The 18,907-nt window shown below is 36.8% G+C and carries 18 protein-coding genes; 2 read left to right on the top strand and 16 right to left on the bottom strand.

What is annotated here, in order from left to right; translation table 11 throughout:
- Window positions 1–125: 125 nt before the first annotated feature.
- The 6 genes from ACH3PA_RS14215 to ACH3PA_RS14240 form a co-directional block, all read right to left on the bottom strand.
- A complete protein-coding gene (locus ACH3PA_RS14215; RefSeq protein WP_416443041.1) occupies window positions 126–998 on the bottom strand; it encodes a sulfate/molybdate ABC transporter ATP-binding protein in 873 nt (290 codons plus the stop codon).
- The gene (gene modB, locus ACH3PA_RS14220) at window positions 995–1,666 is read right to left on the bottom strand and encodes a molybdate ABC transporter permease subunit (RefSeq protein WP_416446732.1); all 672 of its coding nucleotides are present in this window, start codon (window positions 1,664–1,666) and stop codon (window positions 995–997) included. Before modB ends, ACH3PA_RS14215 begins: the two co-directional genes overlap by 4 nt.
- Window positions 1,666–2,064 carry a TOBE domain-containing protein gene (locus ACH3PA_RS14225; RefSeq protein WP_416443039.1) on the bottom strand — a complete coding sequence of 133 codons (399 nt, stop codon included), beginning with the start codon at window positions 2,062–2,064 and terminating at the stop codon, window positions 1,666–1,668. Before ACH3PA_RS14225 ends, modB begins: the two co-directional genes overlap by 1 nt.
- Complete coding sequence (gene modA / locus ACH3PA_RS14230) at window positions 2,061–2,825, bottom strand: molybdate ABC transporter substrate-binding protein (RefSeq protein WP_416443037.1); 765 nt, start codon at window positions 2,823–2,825, stop codon at window positions 2,061–2,063. The genes ACH3PA_RS14225 and modA overlap by 4 nt, the downstream gene beginning before the upstream one ends.
- A complete protein-coding gene (locus ACH3PA_RS14235; RefSeq protein ID WP_416443035.1) occupies window positions 2,822–3,550 on the bottom strand; it encodes a DUF2490 domain-containing protein in 729 nt (242 codons plus the stop codon). Before ACH3PA_RS14235 ends, modA begins: the two co-directional genes overlap by 4 nt.
- Before the next feature lie 154 nt (window positions 3,551–3,704).
- Window positions 3,705–7,784, bottom strand: coding sequence for a T9SS type A sorting domain-containing protein (locus tag ACH3PA_RS14240; RefSeq protein WP_416443033.1), 4,080 nt, complete (start codon window positions 7,782–7,784; stop codon window positions 3,705–3,707).
- A 355-nt stretch (window positions 7,785–8,139) separates the two neighbouring features.
- Here ACH3PA_RS14240 and ACH3PA_RS14245 point away from each other — a divergent pair, with 355 nt between their 5' ends.
- On the top strand, window positions 8,140–8,616 hold the full coding sequence (locus tag ACH3PA_RS14245) for a nucleoside deaminase (protein WP_416446730.1): 477 nt from the start codon (window positions 8,140–8,142) through the stop codon (window positions 8,614–8,616).
- 39 nt (window positions 8,617–8,655) lie between these two features.
- Here ACH3PA_RS14245 and ACH3PA_RS14250 read toward each other — a convergent pair whose 3' ends face one another.
- The 6 genes from ACH3PA_RS14250 to ACH3PA_RS14275 are packed head-to-tail and all read right to left on the bottom strand — an operon-like array spanning window position 8,656 to window position 12,042.
- Window positions 8,656–9,171, bottom strand: a complete 516-nt coding sequence (locus ACH3PA_RS14250) for a DinB family protein (RefSeq protein WP_416443031.1) — start codon at window positions 9,169–9,171, stop codon at window positions 8,656–8,658.
- Window positions 9,168–9,734 (bottom strand): YfiT family bacillithiol transferase, encoded by a 567-nt coding sequence (locus ACH3PA_RS14255; RefSeq protein ID WP_416443029.1) that lies wholly within the window; start codon window positions 9,732–9,734, stop codon window positions 9,168–9,170. The genes ACH3PA_RS14250 and ACH3PA_RS14255 overlap by 4 nt, the downstream gene beginning before the upstream one ends.
- 17 nt (window positions 9,735–9,751) lie before the next feature.
- Complete coding sequence (locus ACH3PA_RS14260) at window positions 9,752–10,138, bottom strand: VOC family protein (protein WP_416443027.1); 387 nt, start codon at window positions 10,136–10,138, stop codon at window positions 9,752–9,754.
- Between the two features lie 6 nt (window positions 10,139–10,144).
- Window positions 10,145–10,549, bottom strand: coding sequence for an RDD family protein (locus tag ACH3PA_RS14265; protein ID WP_416443025.1), 405 nt, complete (start codon window positions 10,547–10,549; stop codon window positions 10,145–10,147).
- A complete protein-coding gene (locus ACH3PA_RS14270) occupies window positions 10,546–11,571 on the bottom strand; it encodes a glycoside hydrolase family 5 protein (protein WP_416443023.1) in 1,026 nt (341 codons plus the stop codon). The genes ACH3PA_RS14265 and ACH3PA_RS14270 overlap by 4 nt, the downstream gene beginning before the upstream one ends.
- Before the next feature lie 15 nt (window positions 11,572–11,586).
- The gene (locus tag ACH3PA_RS14275) at window positions 11,587–12,042 is read right to left on the bottom strand and encodes a hypothetical protein (RefSeq protein ID WP_416443021.1); all 456 of its coding nucleotides are present in this window, start codon (window positions 12,040–12,042) and stop codon (window positions 11,587–11,589) included.
- Between the two features lie 139 nt (window positions 12,043–12,181).
- Here ACH3PA_RS14275 and ACH3PA_RS14280 point away from each other — a divergent pair, with 139 nt between their 5' ends.
- Window positions 12,182–13,225 carry a GMP reductase gene (locus tag ACH3PA_RS14280; protein ID WP_416443019.1) on the top strand — a complete coding sequence of 348 codons (1,044 nt, stop codon included), beginning with the start codon at window positions 12,182–12,184 and terminating at the stop codon, window positions 13,223–13,225.
- Between the two features lie 82 nt (window positions 13,226–13,307).
- Here ACH3PA_RS14280 and ACH3PA_RS14285 read toward each other — a convergent pair whose 3' ends face one another.
- The 4 genes from ACH3PA_RS14285 to ACH3PA_RS14300 all read right to left on the bottom strand — a co-directional run bounded on the left by ACH3PA_RS14285 (window position 13,308) and on the right by ACH3PA_RS14300 (window position 18,793).
- The gene (locus ACH3PA_RS14285) at window positions 13,308–14,495 is read right to left on the bottom strand and encodes an ATP-binding protein (protein ID WP_416443014.1); all 1,188 of its coding nucleotides are present in this window, start codon (window positions 14,493–14,495) and stop codon (window positions 13,308–13,310) included.
- Window positions 14,496–14,988: 493 nt separating this feature from the next.
- Window positions 14,989–15,501, bottom strand: a complete 513-nt coding sequence (locus ACH3PA_RS14290; RefSeq protein ID WP_416443011.1) for a WbuC family cupin fold metalloprotein — start codon at window positions 15,499–15,501, stop codon at window positions 14,989–14,991.
- Between the two features lie 91 nt (window positions 15,502–15,592).
- A complete protein-coding gene (locus tag ACH3PA_RS14295) occupies window positions 15,593–15,853 on the bottom strand; it encodes a hypothetical protein (protein ID WP_416443009.1) in 261 nt (86 codons plus the stop codon).
- A 120-nt stretch (window positions 15,854–15,973) separates the two neighbouring features.
- Window positions 15,974–18,793, bottom strand: a complete 2,820-nt coding sequence (locus ACH3PA_RS14300) for a T9SS type A sorting domain-containing protein (RefSeq protein ID WP_416443007.1) — start codon at window positions 18,791–18,793, stop codon at window positions 15,974–15,976.
- Window positions 18,794–18,907 lie beyond the last annotated feature (114 nt).

The following is an 18,907-nucleotide window of genomic DNA, read 5'->3' on the forward strand; positions in this document are numbered from 1 at the left end:
TAATAATTGCAATAAGACCCTGAAATAAATTCAGGGTGACGCCTGTCTTAAGCTTAAGAACACAAATTTAATTAATACTCAAAGATAGGAGTAATTGAGCAGGCAGACTTTTATTTCGATTAAATCTATATTTTTTGAATCACCGGGTTGAAGGCTTTTGAAGCAACGAGCACTTTATCACCAATATTAAACGCATTAATTTCAGATTGTTGAGCGATAATTTTCACCAGGTTATTTCCTATTAAAACAGTGAGGATGTAGACGACCTCTTCTTTCTGAATATTTAAAATTTCACCGGTAAACCTGAATTTCGCACTTAGCGTATTATGGCCAAAAACGGTATCTGGAGAGCCGTTACTCGTAATAATCCCATTTTCAAGCACAAAAACCTGCTCAGAAAGCTTAAAAATCTCCCCAATCTCATGACTTATCAGGATCGTAGTCAGGTTAAAATCGCGATGAACTTTTAAAATATAATCCTGAAGTTTGAGTCTCATTTTACTATCAAGGGCAGACATAGGTTCATCAAGCAAAAGAATCTCAGGTTTTTGAACCAAAGCTCTGGCAAGAGCAACACGTTGTTTTTGACCGCCGCTTAAAGTTTCAGGTTTTCGATTTTGTAGTTCACCAAGTTCTGCAGTTTCAATGAGCTGCGAGATGATAGTTTCATCCTGATTTTTATGTAAAGCATATTCCAGATTTTGGCGCACTGTCATATTAGGAAACAACGCATAATCCTGAAAAACAAAGCCTACTTTTCTTTTTTGTGGCGGTAAATTGATGCGCGAATCAGCATCAAACCATTTCTTTTCGTTTACACTTATTTTTCCGCTGTCTGCTTTTAAAAGCCCGGCGATCATTCTAAAGGTTGAGGTTTTGCCTGCTCCAGAATCACCATAAAGCGTTACGAACTGACCTTTCTCAATAGTGATCTTGATATCGAGATGCATTTCGCCATGAGCGCTTTTCAGCGTTTTTTGTAGATCGATATGTATCATTTTCCCCATTTTTTTAAATAGCCGCCGTTTACCAGATAAACAGATAACAAAATGATAAATGTGATTGCGAAAAGTATAACTGAATAGTTGTTTGCCACGCTATAATTGAGAGCTTCAACTTCATCATAAATGGCGATCGATGCGACTTTTGTTTTCCTCGGAATGTTACCGCCAATCATAAGAACAACGCCAAATTCACCAATGGTATGCGCAAAAGAAAGAACAATACCGGTGAGTAAAGCGGGTTTTATATTGGGGATTAAAACCTTCATTAATGTGGTAAATCGAGATTTCCCCATGGTGTAACTTGCTTCTTTTAAATGAGGTGGAAGCGCTGCAAGTCCCGCCTGAATGGGCTGAATCATAAAAGGCAAACTATAAATCACCGATGCCAGAACAAGACCGCCAAAAGAGAAAATGAGTTTTATGCCCAGCCACTCGTGTAACCAATTGCCAAAACCATTTGACGGACTAAAAGCTACCAGCAGATAAAAACCCAAAACCGTTGGCGGCAGAACCAGCGGCATACTTACCAGGGTTTCAAGTACAGGTTTTAATTTAGTTTTAGTAAAAGCCAGCCAATATGCCAGAGGGATACCAATAATAACCAGAATTGCGGTTGTAATAACCGCCAGTTTAAAAGTGAGAATAAGAGGAGCCCAATCTATCATTCTGAAAGTAGAATTTCGTTGGTTTTGATCATGGCCGTCACTTCTTTTCCTATTTCGATTTTTAATTGCTCCACAGCGCCAGAAGTTATCACAGAGGTGATTGTGCCCACAGCAGAATTTATAACGATCTGGCTAAGCAACTTTCCTTTTTCAATATTAATAACAGTGCCTGTAATCTTATTTTGCAGACTGATATTAGACGTATCGCCGGTAGCCATAATCACTTCAGTCTCTTTAAAAAGTAGTTTTATGGTATTCTCTTTTTTTAAATAAGAAGCAGTAGCAGGCGTCTCGATGACGATAGCTTTAAAAAGCAGATCGTTAACCAGACAGCTTACCAGCGATAGGCTTCCGTTTACTTCAAGATTAGTTATTTTGCCTGTTAGAATGTTCATTTTTCAGGAACAAGGTATCCAAAATTTTCAAGAATGGTTTTCGCTTTAAGCGAAAATAAAAAATCATAGAATTGCTTTGCTTCGTTATTATTTGTGGCACTTTTTAATAAAACAGCAGCCTGCGCGATAGGCGAGTAGAGGGAAGAGTCGATCTCGCTCCAGCTACCTTTATTTTTCATAGCGGGGGAAAGCACCACAGATTTTGCTGTAAAACCTACTTCTGCAGCTCCCGAAATTATAAATTGATTGGTTTGAGAAATGCTTTCGCCAAAAACCAGTTTGTTTTCGACCTGATCATACAGATTAGAATTTTTCAAGGTTTCAATAGCTGCTACTCCGTAAGGCGCGGTCTTAGGATTTGCCAGTGCGATATGTACGATTTTAGGGTCAGAAAGTGCGATAATGGTTGGTTTTAGGTCGGTTTTTAGAGACCAGAGAACCAGGTTGCCGTAGGCGTAAATTTGAGGTTTTTGAGCTGTAAAGCCATTTTTTGCCAGATTTAAGGGATATTTTTCATCTGCTGAAACAAAAATATCATACGGAGCTCCTTCTTTTATCTGCGCTGTAAGTTTACCTGACGAACTAACAATTACTTCGCAGTCAATGCCACTTTCTTCGTAAAATTTCGCGGTAAGCGCTTTCATAGCAAATTGCATATTTGCTGCCGTAGCGATGGTGATCTTTTTTGCAGAATGATCTTTGCAGCCCAGAAATACTGCTGAAAATAACAAACAAACTAAATGAATATGTCTCACTTTCATGGGGATGTATTTTTAGAAATATCAATTTTGTGTTTGATGCTTAGCCAGAAAATATGGGTTCTGGTATAGCTGGCCGGACTATTTTTTGCGGCAAATTGATTGTTATACGTGAGTGAGATATCTACCTTCTTGTTTAATGGCGTTGATGCGGAAAGCAAAATTCGGTTTTGATCAAAAACATCATAAGTAATATTATGACCAGCATTTAGGAAAATTTCATCTGCCATAATTAGATCTAAAGTTTTATCAGGATTTGATGAAATTTTGAATACAGGTATGGTAAGCTGAAGTCTGTACCGAAAGCGCATATTGAACGAATTATCATTTGTAATCCTATCTTCAAAAAAGCGTTCTTCAACACGTAATCTATGGTCTAGAGCCAGAGTTAACAGTGCACTTTTTAACTGAATTTCCTGAAAAGGTCTGTACTCCATTTTAGATAATGACTCATCTTCATAAGAACCCGAAATTCCCAACCCGGCACCTGTCTCAAGAGCATCAGCTATTTTATAAGTTGCCTGTGATCTTACCAGGTATTGTGTGTGATGACTAAAAAAATCTTCCCAGCGATACTGAAAATCGCTATTTATGCTCCAGTTTTTAGAAAGTTCGAGTTGGTTATAGTAAGCCAGCCATTGCTGGTTTTTGTGATCAACTTTCTTTTCTTGCGCTTTTGCGAAAATTGAAAAGAATAACAGAATGTAGAAAATGTAATGGTATTTCATGCTTTGGCAAGAGAATCTGTTGTTTTGTGAGGATAATATTACTTGAAAGATGATGATTATTTATTAAAAAAGTCTAAAAGTTCTATTTAGAAAGTATACATAAAATAAAAGGGAGACATTGTGTCTCCCTTTCTTAAAATTGATGGTTTGCTATTTATTTTACAATAAAGCGTTCTTTAAAGACTTCTCCATCTGTACTTTTAACATTAAGCAGATAAACACCGGTTTGCAGTTGATAAACAGGAATTGTCATTCTTTTTGAATTACTGCTTTCAGGTTTATAGTTTTTGATCTGTAAGCCTTTCATGTCATAAATGGCAATTTCTTCAATAGTAGAATTACCTGTCCACTGAAAATTAAGATTTGAAGAAACGGGGTTAGGATACAAACTGATAGAATCTATGTTCGATTTTATGCCATTTACAGCCAGTTTTTGCCCTTCAATTATCGATTTTTCAGCAGTTACGACTGGTTTTATATCGATATAATCAATTTTAGTATTAAATCCGCCTTCAGCATCGATGGTTAATTTACCGTCGCTTACGGTAATAGTAGCTGTAGCAGTTGTAAATCGGGTAGATGTGCCAGATCCACCGGAAGGAATGAAATCAGTAATTAAGGTTACGCCTTCTGCATTTATCGTGTGAGAAGGTATTGTACCGGGACCATCCATACCGCCATCACCTGCACCAATTGTAACTTCGTATTCACCGTTAGGTATTTCTACTTCCCATTTACCTTCTTCCGGGGTTCCGTTAGCTCCTGCCACATCCTGATATTGCATGTGTATGATCGTATTCTGAAGTGGACTAGCATTGACTAAGTTTCGGTTTCGGGTGTTTGTCGAAAGGTTAATAGGCATTTCGCTTGAAGCGGAGATCCAGCCATAAGAGTAATCATTAAGCCGGTCTGCAAAGGCATGACCAGAATCTTTCAAATATCCTTCTGGAGGAAGATCATCAGCGGTTGAAAAGTTCACTTTAAGATCACCATAATTTTCTGGTTTTACCTGAATATTGAGATACAATTCGTATTCTATAATACCGTTTGTAGTCAATATTTTTAAAAAATATTCTGGTGTCGTATCATAATTTAATTCATCCAATACTTTTATTTTACCTTGTAATGGATTAACTTCAAAAGTAGATAAATCAGAGTTATTGAGAAGTTCGTAGGTGAATGTGCTAAGGTCAATTCCTGGAATATTAACAGAACCAATAATATTGCCTGGTTCTATGTTTTCATTTATTAAAAGTTTTTGCGAGTAACTCACAGGTCTGTAGTCCAGTGGTATTATCTCTATAAAATTTAGTTTAGTATTAGTACCTCCAATTGCATCAATGGTTAATTTACCATCATAGACTTGTATCTGAGCAGAACCGCTAGCATAGTCAATCTTCATGATATCTTCAAAAAAGCGATAATTATCGATAACGCTTACTCCTTCAATATTAATAGTGTGTGATGAGTCATAATTATACCAATGCATATACGGGTCTCCTATACCCACCTTTATCTTGTACGCGCCATTAGGCACCTCTAATTCCCAAAGAGCATCTATTGGTACTCCATTTGTGCCACCTGTATCGCCATATTGCATGTGTATAAAAGTGTTTTGCAGCAGATTTGCGTTATAGGCATTTCTATTTCTTGCATTCTGGGAGATATTAACAGGTAAACCATCTTCCGCATTTAACCAACCATATGAATAGCCATTGTTTTTTGGAGCAAAGGGTAGTCCTGAATCTTTGAGGTAACCAACAGGGGCGGTATCTTCTGCCCTTGAAAAATTAATATATATAGGTTTAGGTGCGGGATTTAGAGTAAGATAATTAATCTTTGTATTAAAACCTCCATCAGCGTCAATTGATAATTTACCATCACTTACCCGTACCGCTTTTTGAGCCGAAATAAATCTATTTTCTTCTCCGAAATTTGCTTTGGGTTGAAAATTATTAATGAGATTAAAGTCTTCCACATTAATTGTATGAGAAGGTGTAGTTCCCGGACCATCTATTGCCGCATCCCCTGCTCCTATACTTACTAGATAATCTCCATTTACTACTTCCATTTCCCAAACACCTTCTTTTTTGCTGCCATTGGGTCCATTAACATCTCCATATTGCATATGTAGAAGCGTGTTTTTGACAACATTTAAATCATCTAAACCCCGATTTCGACCGTTCATGACTAAACTGATTGGTACAGACCTATCCTTTTCCATCCAACCATAGGTGTACCCATTATTTCTATTTGCGAAAGCTTCACCGAAGTCTTTGAAATATCCTAGAGGTGCCGTAGTTTCAGTATCCTGAAAGTTAATCTTTAGCTCATTTTTATCAGAATATGGCAATGAATTATTTTTCTTTATAAATACAGTATAATCATGGACAATATCATTCAGATCGCAAGCATATGGCGAATAATCAAGAATGACTCGCATTCTGGTATTTCCCTCTTTCACATCCTCAGGAATGATAAAAGAACCTGTAGTAATCTCAGCGTCTTTACTTTTTTCAAAAATCATTTCCTCACTGCTAGAAAATTTTTTATCATGATTATAATCAATATAGACTGCATACGATTTTTGGCTGCTGTAACCCCATTCATTTATAAATTTGGGACTTGTGATCTTTATAGGTATTATTTCACCTCTCAACAAATCACTGGAGATACTGGTAAAATCTCCATAAGAAACATCAGCAAAATTATTTATAGAACCAACTTCTACCTTCATCTCCGTGATTTCTGCAGGTGTATCTGTTTCAATAGGAACGCAGTATTCTATTAATATTTTTTTTGCTTCTATACTCCATATTTTTTTCTCACCATTTTTTGAGGCTACTGTATAGTTTAATTCATTTGTGCTAAAATCTCTTGCTGTGCCAAGAGGAGGATCAATTGTAGAATTCTTTGGTATTATAATATTGGGAGTTATATTTTTTAAATCAACTTTAGAATCAACTTCAAAAGTGACATGTGAATTATTGTAATCAATCTTAGCAGATTTAAGTTGTTCACTAACAGAGAAATAAAGAATATCAGTTGCTGGCCCGTTTAGATTTAATTTTAGGGTCCAGAAATTGGTATTGTCATTGTTAGATTCAGCTCTAGACTCACCAGATAATAGATATTGACCATTAATTTCAAATACATGCAAAGCATAAAATTCAGTTTTAATGGGAAGTTTATTCTCCCATTCTATAATACCATTTAAACCAATTTTTAAAATTTCGGAACCATTTAATAATAGATAACTTCCATCTCTAGTGGCTAATATCTGTAGTATGTGCATATTAGGTTTGTCAGTATATATTTTTTGCCAGATGAATTCTCCATTAGCATCCAGTTCTGCGATCCAAGGATGTGCCTCGCTACCATAATATTTATGTGTACCTGTGATTAAATAATTGCCGTTAGTAGATTGTGCAGCTCGATAGACTTGTATATCTAAATACTTATCTCCTAAGCTTTTTTCCCATATTTTTTTTCCATTCATATCAGTCTTTGTCAAATAATTACGCGGTGTAGAGTAATCATAATCAATTCTTTGAATTCTTAATAATCCCCCGTCTGAGGTAAATATTGAATATCCAGTAACTGCATTTGAAAGATTATCCGTTTCATAAGTATATTTGCTGGATTCTACTATTGTACCATCATAGTTAAGCTTGATGGTCTCGTCAACCTCATAATTAGAATATTCAAAATAACCCTCGTGGTAGCCATAAGAACCGTCTATATAATATCCTCCTTGAGCCTTACTTAAATTTTCCATGCTTTCATCATATTGGTTGCCTAAAGTAGTATCCCATAATTTTATACCATTACCATCTACTTTTATTAGCCAATAATCAAAACTATCATTACTATTTTGTGATTTATCACCAGATTTGTTGCTATTAGAAGTACCACCAAGAAGATATCCGCCATCTGGAGAAATAACTATTTCACTTAAGATATCAGTACCGTCACCTCCATATGTGTTTTTCCATTCTAATTTGCCCAGAGCATTAATTTTTATTATAAAAAAATCTTCATTTCTATTACGGGAGTTATTCCCAACAGGGAATGAAGACCCGCCTAAAATAAATCCCCCATCTGAGGTCTGTAATGTAACTTTTAACTCATTACTTCTTTCGTCTTCATATTCTTCATACCACTCAACTTCTGGTAGTTGAGCAAAAGATAGACTCGCGGTTAGTACAGTAAATAATAGTAAAATTGGTTTCATATTGGTTAGGTTTTAATTAGACATAAGTCTGGCTGTTAGCACTTTTTTATAAGTGCAAATTAAATAGACAGATTATCGACAAAACGTGATACTCTTATAAGCTATGCGGAGGGATTAGCTAGTATATAGACAATTATTATATGGTATAGGGATCCATATTTGACTTGTGTTAAAAATATAAAAAAATTTAAGGTCTGAGAAATTTTTTACAAGAATAATTACATCTAATTATCATATTTGCAAATACTTACAGGTGAAAGTACGAAAACACTCGATTTTTACTGTGTTTTTATAACATGTGAATTAAGATATACCTTGAAGCACAATTCTTATATTTACCCGTTGAAAAATGGATATGACAGAACAGGATAAAATATTTATGCGCCGTGCAATCGCTCTTGCAGAAGAAGGAATGGATAAAGGCGCAGGAGGCCCTTTTGGTGCAATTGTAGTTAAAGACGGCAAAGTAATAGCAGAAGGTTATAACAAAGTAACTTCTACTAACGATCCTACTGCTCACGCAGAGGTAACTGCTATACGTAGTGCTTGTGAGGCCTTAAAATCGTTTCAGCTGGATGGATGTGTAATTTATACTTCTTGTGAACCATGCCCCATGTGTCTGGGTGCAATTTACTGGGCAAGACCAGATAAGGTATTCTATGGCGCAAATAGGGAGGATGCCGCAGCTATAGATTTTGACGATCAGTTTATTTATGATGAGATCGCAAAAGATATGGACGATAGACAAATTCCTTTCTACAAAGTACTTAGAGAAGAGGCTGTTCCCGTTTTCACGAAATGGAGCCAGAAAGAGGAAAAAACAGAGTATTAATCGTTTTTTACCGGTTAGAGCCCGGTTTTTGGCATAAAATCACCGATTTTTTACAACGCTAATTGTGACCAGCATTTGGCCAATGTGGCGCTGGCTATGCTCTGCAGCATGAAATAAAAGACCAATAACGGTTGACGGAAGCTTTATCCGACCAACAGTTCTTTCTTCCATAAGAATTGCTTCAGGTACTGTTTTGAATTTCGCTAAAGCTTCTTTTACTTTTTCCGCGAAAGCATCTACTAGTTGGTCTACTGAAACATCAACAATTTTGCCTTCTTTTTTAAGGTAATCAAATTGATTTTCAGATAAATTTTCACCAGCTGCATAAGTAAGCATACGGTCTAAAACACCAGTTAAATGCTGCAAATGAAATCCTACAGAAGCTCTTCCTGCAGGTTTTTCCCATAAAAGTTCAGGGGGGAAATCTGCAGTATATTTATACATATCTTCTACCGCTTGTTTTAGCGCGTGGGCTGCTGGTTGTAGCAAAGCAGGAATTTCTGGTAACTTACCTCTTAACCAAACTTCTGGAAGACTATTTACATTATCTGTCATTGATCAAACTTATTATTTTGTACCGCACCTTTTGCCTGAATAGCTAATTTTATGTGCCCGAGATGGTGACTACAATGCCAGGCATAAATACCAATGTTTTCTTTTAGTGAAAAATGTTTGCCATGTTCAGGATGCACAAATGCTCTGTTGAGTTCTTCCGTTGCCAAAGATTTTAAAAGTATAGCCCAGCGCTGGTGCAAGCCTTCAATTATTTTTAGTGAAAGACTTGTATCTGCTAATGAAGAATCGGCTAATTGTGCCCATTTATCCTCTAAATAGGGCTTAATAATGGGAGAATCTTCCGTTAGCGAAAGTTTAAACCGAATAAAACTATTCATGTGGCTGTCTGCACAGTGATGAATAAGTTGCTTTATCGTCCAGCTTCCTGATCTGTATTGCCATTGCAATTCTTCTTCAGAAAGATCGTTCACAGCCAATTTCAACTTTAATGGAAAGGACTCGATCTCAAAAATCCATTTGTCTATTTCCTGAGCGGTAATTGTGACTGGTTTCACAAATTTACCAACAGGATATCTCAATTTTTCTAAAGCCATGTCTTCCATACTAAATCGTGTTTTAGTTAAATCTCATAGAACTCAAGCGGCAAATTATCAGGGTCTGTAAAAAAGGTAAATTTCTTACCTGTGATCTCATCTATACGCACGTCTTCTGTTTGTATACCTTTTTTCGCTAGAGCGTCAATTTCACTTTCAATATTATCTACAGCGAATGCTAAATGTCTTAAACCGCTCGCTTCTGGTCTGGATAGACGCGGCGGAGTATCTGGAAATGAAAACAATTCTATCACATAATTTTCACCCAAGCCTAAATCGAGTTTAAAAGAATCTCGTGCAGCACGATAGGTCTCTTTTAAAACCGAAAACCCCAAAACTTCTGTATAGAATCTTTTTGAAACCTCGTAATCTGTGCAGATGATCGCGATATGATGAATTGCTTTAATTGCCATGTTTTTCTAATTGAAGTTTTCTTTAATGACTGTCGTTTTTGATAACCGGTCGTGAAATCCATCTTTGACTACTATAAACGAAGTTCTGTCAAACGGAATGAATCTACAAAGTGTTCTTATAAAAATATCATTTAATGATGGTTTAGAACCGGTTTGAGTTACAACTTTTGTTTTGGTTAAAAATTTGCCCAGAGTACGTTGAAACTTAAATTCCATAACCACATAATAGATTATAAAAGAACCAAATATGCAAAGAATAAGTCCGCCGTTTATTATGTCAATATTCTTAGTACGAATAAAAAGGTCTAGTATTAAACTGAATATGAAAGTAAGAGCCAGCCATGCAATTGTGTCTATTATTAAGTGCGCCAGGCGAAACCATTTATTAACTGTGAGTTCCTGATTTATCAATATTTCTTGTTCTTTAATTTTAATTCTTCCCGCACTAATTTTCCTGAAGTTGTAATTTCTGAATCTGGCCAGCCGCCTTCTGCTGCGGCACCCGGTTTTAAAGCTGCAGCCAGTTCTTCTTTATCTGCAATAGACCAGTTGCACCACGAGATGTTATGATCGTCCAGATATTGCCACCATATTTTAGATTCTGCTTCATCAATTTCTTCATCTCCAGAAGCCTGTGTCGTACCAAATTCTGTTACAAAAAGCGGAACTTCATTCTCAAGCGCTTTGCTCGCTATGTCTCTAAGCCATTGTTTGTGAGTAGCTGCGTAATAATGCAGGGTGTATGCCACATTAGGATCATCAATTTTATTATCGATAACTTCATCTACATTTTGCGACCAATTGCGCGTACCACATACGATTATATTATCAGGATCATATTTACGTATTTCTGCAATTACCGTCTCGTGGTATGGTTTTAAAACTTCCGCCCACGATACATCAAGTGGCTCATTAAAAGTCTCATAGATCACATTAGGGTAATCACCATACTTTTTTGCCATCTCGCCAAAGAACTTTTTAGCTTCATCAACGTGATTTTGCGCTTCATGATCGTGCCAGTCTATGATCACATAAATGCCTTGCTCGATCGCTGCATCTATCACAGCCATTACTTTTGCTTTTTCTGCCTCAGGATTTGTAAGATAACCATCAAAATCTACTGCCATTGCGGCGCGAACTACCGTACACTGCCAGTCTTCTTTTAGCCATTTTATTGCGCTGGCATTGTAATATTTGCCAATCCACTGGCTCCAGAAAAGAGACATGCCACGCAATTGAACCACTTCATTGTTTTTATCCAGAATTTTAGTTCCTTCTATGTGCAGCGCGCCGTGTTCCTGAACTACGGAATTTACCGCAGGGGTTTGTCCCTCTATTGGGTTTTCAGCTTCATTTTTTGCTGTATCATTTTCTGTAGAATTTGAGTTGCAGCTTAATAAAAATGCAGTGAAAAGTAGTACTATGTATTTCATTTTGTAAAGGTTAATTTAAGTTTGTGCTGGGATTTCTACAATGATAATCCCTGTTGAGTTTTCTACTGTATAAGAATAATTAAGAACCGAAAAATCACTAATTTCATAAAATGAACAGCAATTTTCATTTTTCATTTGAGAGTTAAGAGCGATATCGATCTTAATTCCATTACCGGGATCTATATAGTATGTGCTTATATTACTATCCCAACCAAATTCATCGGCTTGTAATAGATTAACATTGTTTTCGGTGATGAATGTATACTGCAATTGCTTACCATTTTTATCAGTAATCTTAATATCATCGCTGTTCAAAGTACCGTTAGTATACAGGTTTTCACCGCTGGCCTTATCTACTATTTTAAATAAAAATACAGGCGGTGGAGTAAAACAGCTCATATCATCACAATCTCTGGTGTCACAGCTCATCAATGATAAGATCGCTATAAGAATTAGCATGTGTTTTTTCATTACTACTGATTATTTAATGCTGAAATATCGGGTTATTCTGGCTAAAAATCGACCGAAAACACGGTAAAATCTTTCGCTAAAAAGCGTGACATTGTTGAGGGAACGTGTATTTTTGAAAGCAACATGATACAAGATAAAAATGAGGATAGAATATGATATAAAGTTGGGTTTTAAAGACGTTATGATAAGACCTAAACGCTCAACTCTTAAAAGCCGCTCGCAGGTAAAACTGGAACGGGAATTTACATTTCTGCATAGTAATACAAAGTGGAGCGGTGTACCTATAATGGCCGCAAATATGGATACTGTAGGTACTTTTGAGATGGCAAATGCGCTGTCACAACAAGGCTTGTTTACAGCCATTCATAAGCATTATTCTGTAACAGACTGGAATGTTTTTTTAGCTAACGCGAAAGCGGGTATAGAAGATTACATTGCCATAAGCACGGGCACAGGATCTCAGGATTCTGAAAAACTTGTAGCGATTTTTGATGCTAATCCACAATTAAAGTTCATTTGTATAGATGTGGCTAACGGCTATTCTGAGCATTTTGTGAATTTTGTAAAGAAAACCAGAAAACAACATCCTCAAAAGGTGATCATTGCGGGCAATGTAGTTACCGGCGAAATGGTAGAAGAGCTACTTCTAGCTGGCGCTGATATTATTAAAGTGGGCATAGGTCCCGGTTCTGTGTGTACTACACGCGTTAAGACAGGTGTGGGTTATCCTCAACTTTCTGCGATCGTAGAATGTGCAGATGCTGCTCATGGCCTGGGCGGTCAAATTATTAGTGACGGTGGCTGCACAACACCCGGTGATGTGGCAAAAGCCTTTGGCGCAGGAGCAGATTTTGTGATGTTGGGCGGGATGCTTGCCGGTCATACCGAAAGTGGCGGGGAATATGTAGAACGTGACGGTAAAGCATATAAACAGTTTTACGGTATGAGTTCTGCTACCGCGATGGAAAAGCACGTGGGCGGAGTTGCAGAATACAGAGCAAGCGAAGGGAAAACGGTAGAGGTTCCTTATCGTGGTGATGTAGAGAATACGCTTCAGGATATTCTGGGTGGTATTCGCAGCACTTGCACATACGTAGGCGCAGCCCGTTTAAAAGAACTTACTAAGCGTACCACTTTTATACGCGTGGCAGAACAGGAAAATAAAGTGTACACCAAAGATTAAGCAGAATCAAACCTGCATAAAAACATAGAAAATCGGTCAATTTTATCTTAAAATCGGCCGATTTTTAATTCTACTTAAAAGCTTATTTGCAAGGCATTATAAAAGTAAACACTGTTTCCTGCGCAGTAGAAGCTACATTCATTTGCCCGCCGTGTGCATTAGCAATTTCTGAAGAGATATAGAGACCTAAACCCAGACCTTGTTTGTGCGAACTTAAATTTTGTCTGTAAAATGGTTGAAATAGATGATCCATTGCAACCTGTGGTATTTTCTCACCCTGATTTTTTACAGCGAGAGAAAACATATTTTTGGTACTTACGATCTCAACTTGTATAGGCTTATCTGGTGCGCCGTGCGTAATAGCATTGCCTAAGAGATTAGAGAATAATTGTGCAACACGCTCCCTGTCACAATTTACTTCGTAATCCAGTTGAATGTTTACATCTAATCTAGATTCTGGTGCCATGGCCTGAATCTCTTTAATAACTTGTTCTACGCTTTCAAGTAGAAGCTTGTTATTAATCTCTTTCTTTAATTGTATTCCTTCTCCTAAACGTCCTCTGGCAAAATCAAGCAAATTATCTATAAGACCTTCCATTCTAAAAGAAGTAGATTTTATAATCCCTGCATATTTTGTTGCCCGCTCGTCAAGATTCATCTTAAGAAGTAATTCTGCACTCATTCTGGTTGTACCCACGGGGTTTTTAAGATCGTGGCCCAAAATAGCAATAAATTGTTCTCTCAATTCAGAAGTTTCAAGCTCGTGTTTCAGTTTAGCTTCTGTATCTTCCAGTTCTTCAATCGCATTTAAATGAAACGAGATCAATTCTGCAAATAGCTCAAACATACCCGTTATTTCAGGTCTGTTAACTTTTGCCGGCTTAGGATCTATAGAACATAAAGTACCAAAGAATGACCCGTCTTTTTTTATAATAGGTACAGAGATATAACTCTGAAATTTATACATCGCCGGAGTAGGATGTTTACAATAGATATCATCTTTATCTACATGATCAATAACAATAATATCTTTAGACTGGCGTATGTCATTACATAATGTGGTCTCAACTTTTAACTCATCACCCGGTTTTAAGCCAAATGCTATCTGGTCACGAGTACTGCAGGTTACCCAGCGATCTTCTGTAACACGAGCAATGGCGGCAAAACCCATTCCGGTTGTACGGCATACTACATCAAGAAGTTGCGGTACAATCCCAATGCGTTGAATTTTTTTAATGTCTGATTTGAGTTGGGTACTAAGGTCTTTCAATGGTAATACAGAAATTGATTAGCTGTGGAATAGTCTGTATATGACTAAAAATTTTTGTTAAATATAAACATTTTTAAGCAAAATGTTATTTTCAAACTCTTTCTTAGGCAGAATTTTAAATTAGAAAATCCTGATTGTTAAGCTGCAATAAATTGAAAGCAAAATTAAATCATTTTTGACAAAACATAGGAACTTCAATACGTATTAAAGTGACTGGTAAGTTTAAGCGTTGAAGTATATTGATGCCGGGAGCGCTTTTAAGACAAAGATTTTGACATCAAAAAATATAATTTTAGCGAGATAAATCAAAATCTTGTTTCGGTTTAAAAGTATAGTAGCAAGAATAAGTTGCATTTCGCAAACGTTGATGCGGTGTAGCATTTAATTCCTAATTTGTAAATAAAGCAATTCTGTATATTAAAATACTACTCCACGTTTTTAGTAAAAACAAAATTATATTAAAAATCGGCCTTTTGAGGTCAAAAATCGCTAATTAATGCCCGGTTTTTATAATGAGATCATTTAAATAGAGATCGGCTTCGGGAGTATTTTCGGCAGGTGCCCAGCTGGCAAAACCTTTGTCGTTTTCTTTAATATAGGGCCCGGGTTTTACTTCAAAAATAACGGTGTCTTCGCTTAAAGCGAAAAAGGAATGAATCACATTTGGCTCTATATCTACACCAAAATTTAATGTGTTAGCAATCAGATCCTGATGACTTATTAAATTGCCTGAAGCATCAAAGGTCATAAAACAAATACCACCGCGCAACAGGATCACAGATTCACTTTTACCTTCGGCAGCGTGATTGTGCGGCCTGATGTAACTTCCCGGTTGTATCACATTAAGCATGCGATGCAATTTATCTGAAGCTTTCTTGTGATAGGGAAATATTATGCGTTTGCGTGCATTCTGTCTTGAAAGTACAATGGCCTCTTCTAATGTAATTGTATTAATAATGGTAACATCAGTTGTTGGCGGATTCATCGCTAAAGGTACAGGCTTCATGTTGCTTAATTTATCTAGAGCGAAAAGATAATAAAGATTCAGCTTTAATTAAAAGCCGGTGTAGAAGATGATCGTAATTGACTTTTAAAAACTAACGCCTCTCATTTATTTCCTGCGTGATGAATTCTGGCATGTAACCTGCAGAGAAATTAAGACCAGATTTTTCTTCCAGAGCCAGGATGTAATCGATCTGGAATTCTTTCGCGAAAAGCAATTCTTGTATTTTTTCTTTTAGTTTTTTGATCTCGTTCTTTCTCTTAAGCTTTTCCTTTTTAATAGTTGCAGACATTACAGCATGGTATTTAAGACCTTCAATTTTAGTTCCTATTTCTATATTTTTATTATCATTCATAACGATCAGGTTAATAATTAATAAATTCTATTCAGTAAAAATACCTGAAGACTACAGACGCTACTTTTATTTTAGGCAGAATGCAGAAAGCTATAGATGAATAAACTTTTGTACTAGATTTTACCGATTAGCAACTATGAGCTTTTTGGTGAAAACCATTGAATTTTTAGTAGACGCCTGTATCATGTATATACCATTGCTTAGGCCATCCAGAGATATAGAATATGTTTGCTTTGAACTAGAAAACTGAGGTGAAAAACTTAATATCTTTTGTCCTCTCAAATCATAAATATCCAGGTTTGTTAAAGGTTTATGGGCGTTTGTATAACTAATATCTAAAAATGACGAAGCGGGGTTAGGATATAGTTTGATCTCGTTTAATTTAGATGTGAATTCATTGACAGTTAATTGTTCTTTTGTTGTCGCATCTGCCGGACTAATTTTAATGTAATTTATTTTGGTATTAAATCCGCCCTCAGCATCAACCGTTAATCTGCCATCGTTAACCTCAACATTTTTAGTCCCGGTTTTAAATCGCGTTTCAGACCCTACAGCTCCATAAGGTTCATATGCATTTATAAGATTTACACCTTCTACATTTATTGAGTGTGACGGTGTTGTGCCGGGCCCGTCAATTGCAGCGTCGCCTACACTAACTTCAACCTGGTAAGTACCGTTTACAACTTGTATTTCCCATATGCCTTCTGTGGGGATTCCGCTAGCGCCACCTACATTATTATATTGTATATGTAGCAACGTGTTTTCTAATAATGAAAGTCCACTTTTATTGCGATTTCTGGTATTTTTTGAAAGATCCAGCGGCAGTAGATTTTCTTTACTTAGCCAGCCATACGCTGCGCCGTTTTCCCGGGTGGCAAAGCCAAGACCATAATCTATCAGATAACCATCTGGAGCTGTATCTGTACTAAGAGAGAAATTTATCATTGCCCAGCTAACCTCAGAAGTAGGAGCGGGAGCGTCTACGGGTATTACATTTATATAATTTATCTTGGTATTAAAACCGCCCTCTGCATCTATTGTTAATCTGCCGTCGAGCACTTCAACAATTGTAGTTCCTGTAGCAAATCTTGTAGCAGATCCCGCAGCACCAGATGGAACAAACGCATTAATTAAATTAACTCCTTCAGCATTAATTGTATGTGATGGTGTAGTTCCTGCGCCATCAATAGCAGCATCACCTACGCCTACTTCAACTTTATAAAATCCATCCTGAAGCGCAATTTCCCATACACCTTCTATTGTAACGCCACTGCTGCCGCCTACATCGTCGTATTGCATGTGTAAAAGGGTGTTTTTTAGTGCAGAAACGCCGATTTTACTACGATTTCGGGTGTTTTTTGAAAGGTCAACAGGTTGTAAAGTTACTTTGTTAAGCCACCCATAACTTGCTCCATTTCCCTGGTTTGCAAATCCCAGACCAGAGTCAGTCATATAGCCATCTGGTGGTGTATCTGTCGCTGTTGCGAAATTAATAAAGGCGGAAGCTATTTCTGGAACAGGAGCTGGCTCATCTACTTTTTTAATAGATAAGTAATCAATTTTAGTATTAAAACCACCTTCAGCATCTATTGTAAGTTTACCATCTGTAACCAAAACAATTGCTTTTCCGGTTTTAAAACGAGTGTTAGAACCGGGCGATCCTGATGGAATATAATTATAGATCACGTTGACTCCTTCGGCATTAATGGTGTGAGAAGGTGTTGAACCCGGGCCATCAATTGTGCCATCGCCAGCAGTCACTTGTATTTCATAAAACCCCGTAGCAAGATCGATTTCCCAGATACCTGTTGTGGCTGTTCCGCTGGTGCCGCCGGTATCGCCATATTGCATATGAAGCAGCGTATTATCAAGCGTTGATAAACTATTCAAATTTCTATTTCGCGTATTTTTAGAAAGATCAAGGGGTTGCAGATCATCCTTAGCCAACCATCCATATGTGTAACCATTGTCTTTTTCGCTATAAGCGGAACCCGTATCAGCCAGATAATTTTCAGGTACAGATGTGGCAGCATTTTGAAAATTAATATTGATTTCTAATTGCGTTTCTACCGGCGGTTGAGCATCATCTAACACTGTAAGTTTATACAACGCCGGCCTGCCGTAATCGTTCTTTTCACCAGAAATGTAGTAATTCAATTTGTAGATAGCTGCTACGCCTTCTATCTGAAATGAATTGCCGCCCAAATTAGAAGCTGAATATTTTTTTACGGTTCCGTTAGAAAATAATCCATCAGAATAGTCAAATAACTCCACCACAAAGGGAAAAATCAGCGAATATCCCGTTAAAACTATTTTGTGCGTAAGCGGATTAAAATCTGCTCCGGTTATTAAGCCGTTAGTATTGATCGTATCAATTTTATCTGCGGTGTAAGTGCCGGGATTTTTTGATACTTCATAAATATTTGTTTTCTGGTCTCCCCAGTTCTTGGTAAAAATGTACAAATGATCTTCATAGGCGATCAAAGCTTCAGCATCAAAATTGGTTGCATATTGACTTGAAGTAAAATCAGTTTGGTCTGTATAATTAAAGTTGATCATCTCTGCGGTAACCTTTTCATCAGGAGTATTAAGATAGTCCTGAATTGAAATTTTATAGATTTTCAGGTTTTTTCGAGTGCCGTTATTGTTTCCAAAATCCCCTACATAAATATAATTCTCGTCCTGGGTAATATCTTCCCAATCTACATTTGTCGCATTTGTAACGGTAACCGTTCTGTTTACATTTCCTGTGGTAACATCAATCTCATAAAGGGCCGCCTGGCCACCAGAATCATTGTGGGTGATTGTTTTTCCATTTAAAAACAGCAATCCTGATGTTTCATTAATGCTGTTTTCGAGTTGGGTTACTACGCTTATTTGCTGGCTAAAAATGAATAATGGAGTTGCAAAAAGGAATAGGAGGAGAGAGAATTGTTTCATGATAAGAACTACTATTTATGTCATCAGCTTGAGAATTTTGAGTTGCTGATTACGTAGTAAAAGGTAGTCATTTTTAACATATAAACAATTATCAGCCAGTTTATTGACTTAAAT

It is taken from the genome of Leeuwenhoekiella sp. A2, from assembly GCF_047946655.1.
Lineage (GTDB): Bacteria > Bacteroidota > Bacteroidia > Flavobacteriales > Flavobacteriaceae > Leeuwenhoekiella.

Bases quoted from the DNA above. Each gene is read 5' to 3' on its own strand.
- ACH3PA_RS14280 (WP_416443019.1), top strand. From the start codon at position 12,182: ATGAGGATAGAATATGATATAAAGTTGGGTTTTAAAGACGTTATGATA.
- modA (WP_416443037.1), bottom strand. From the start codon at position 2,825: ATGAAAGTGAGACATATTCATTTAGTTTGTTTGTTATTTTCAGCAGTA.
- ACH3PA_RS14270 (WP_416443023.1), bottom strand. From the start codon at position 11,571: ATGAAATACATAGTACTACTTTTCACTGCATTTTTATTAAGCTGCAAC.
- ACH3PA_RS14235 (WP_416443035.1), bottom strand. From the start codon at position 3,550: ATGAAATACCATTACATTTTCTACATTCTGTTATTCTTTTCAATTTTC.
- ACH3PA_RS14260 (WP_416443027.1), bottom strand. From the start codon at position 10,138: ATGGCAATTAAAGCAATTCATCATATCGCGATCATCTGCACAGATTAC.
- ACH3PA_RS14250 (WP_416443031.1), bottom strand. From the start codon at position 9,171: ATGACAGATAATGTAAATAGTCTTCCAGAAGTTTGGTTAAGAGGTAAG.
- ACH3PA_RS14215 (WP_416443041.1), bottom strand. From the start codon at position 998: ATGATACATATCGATCTACAAAAAACGCTGAAAAGCGCTCATGGCGAA.
- ACH3PA_RS14300 (WP_416443007.1), bottom strand. From the start codon at position 18,793: ATGAAACAATTCTCTCTCCTCCTATTCCTTTTTGCAACTCCATTATTC.
- ACH3PA_RS14295 (WP_416443009.1), bottom strand. From the start codon at position 15,853: ATGAATGATAATAAAAATATAGAAATAGGAACTAAAATTGAAGGTCTT.
- ACH3PA_RS14240 (WP_416443033.1), bottom strand. From the start codon at position 7,784: ATGAAACCAATTTTACTATTATTTACTGTACTAACCGCGAGTCTATCT.
- ACH3PA_RS14255 (WP_416443029.1), bottom strand. From the start codon at position 9,734: ATGGAAGACATGGCTTTAGAAAAATTGAGATATCCTGTTGGTAAATTT.
- ACH3PA_RS14290 (WP_416443011.1), bottom strand. From the start codon at position 15,501: ATGAAGCCTGTACCTTTAGCGATGAATCCGCCAACAACTGATGTTACC.
- ACH3PA_RS14225 (WP_416443039.1), bottom strand. From the start codon at position 2,064: ATGAACATTCTAACAGGCAAAATAACTAATCTTGAAGTAAACGGAAGC.
- ACH3PA_RS14275 (WP_416443021.1), bottom strand. From the start codon at position 12,042: ATGAAAAAACACATGCTAATTCTTATAGCGATCTTATCATTGATGAGC.
- ACH3PA_RS14245 (WP_416446730.1), top strand. From the start codon at position 8,140: ATGACAGAACAGGATAAAATATTTATGCGCCGTGCAATCGCTCTTGCA.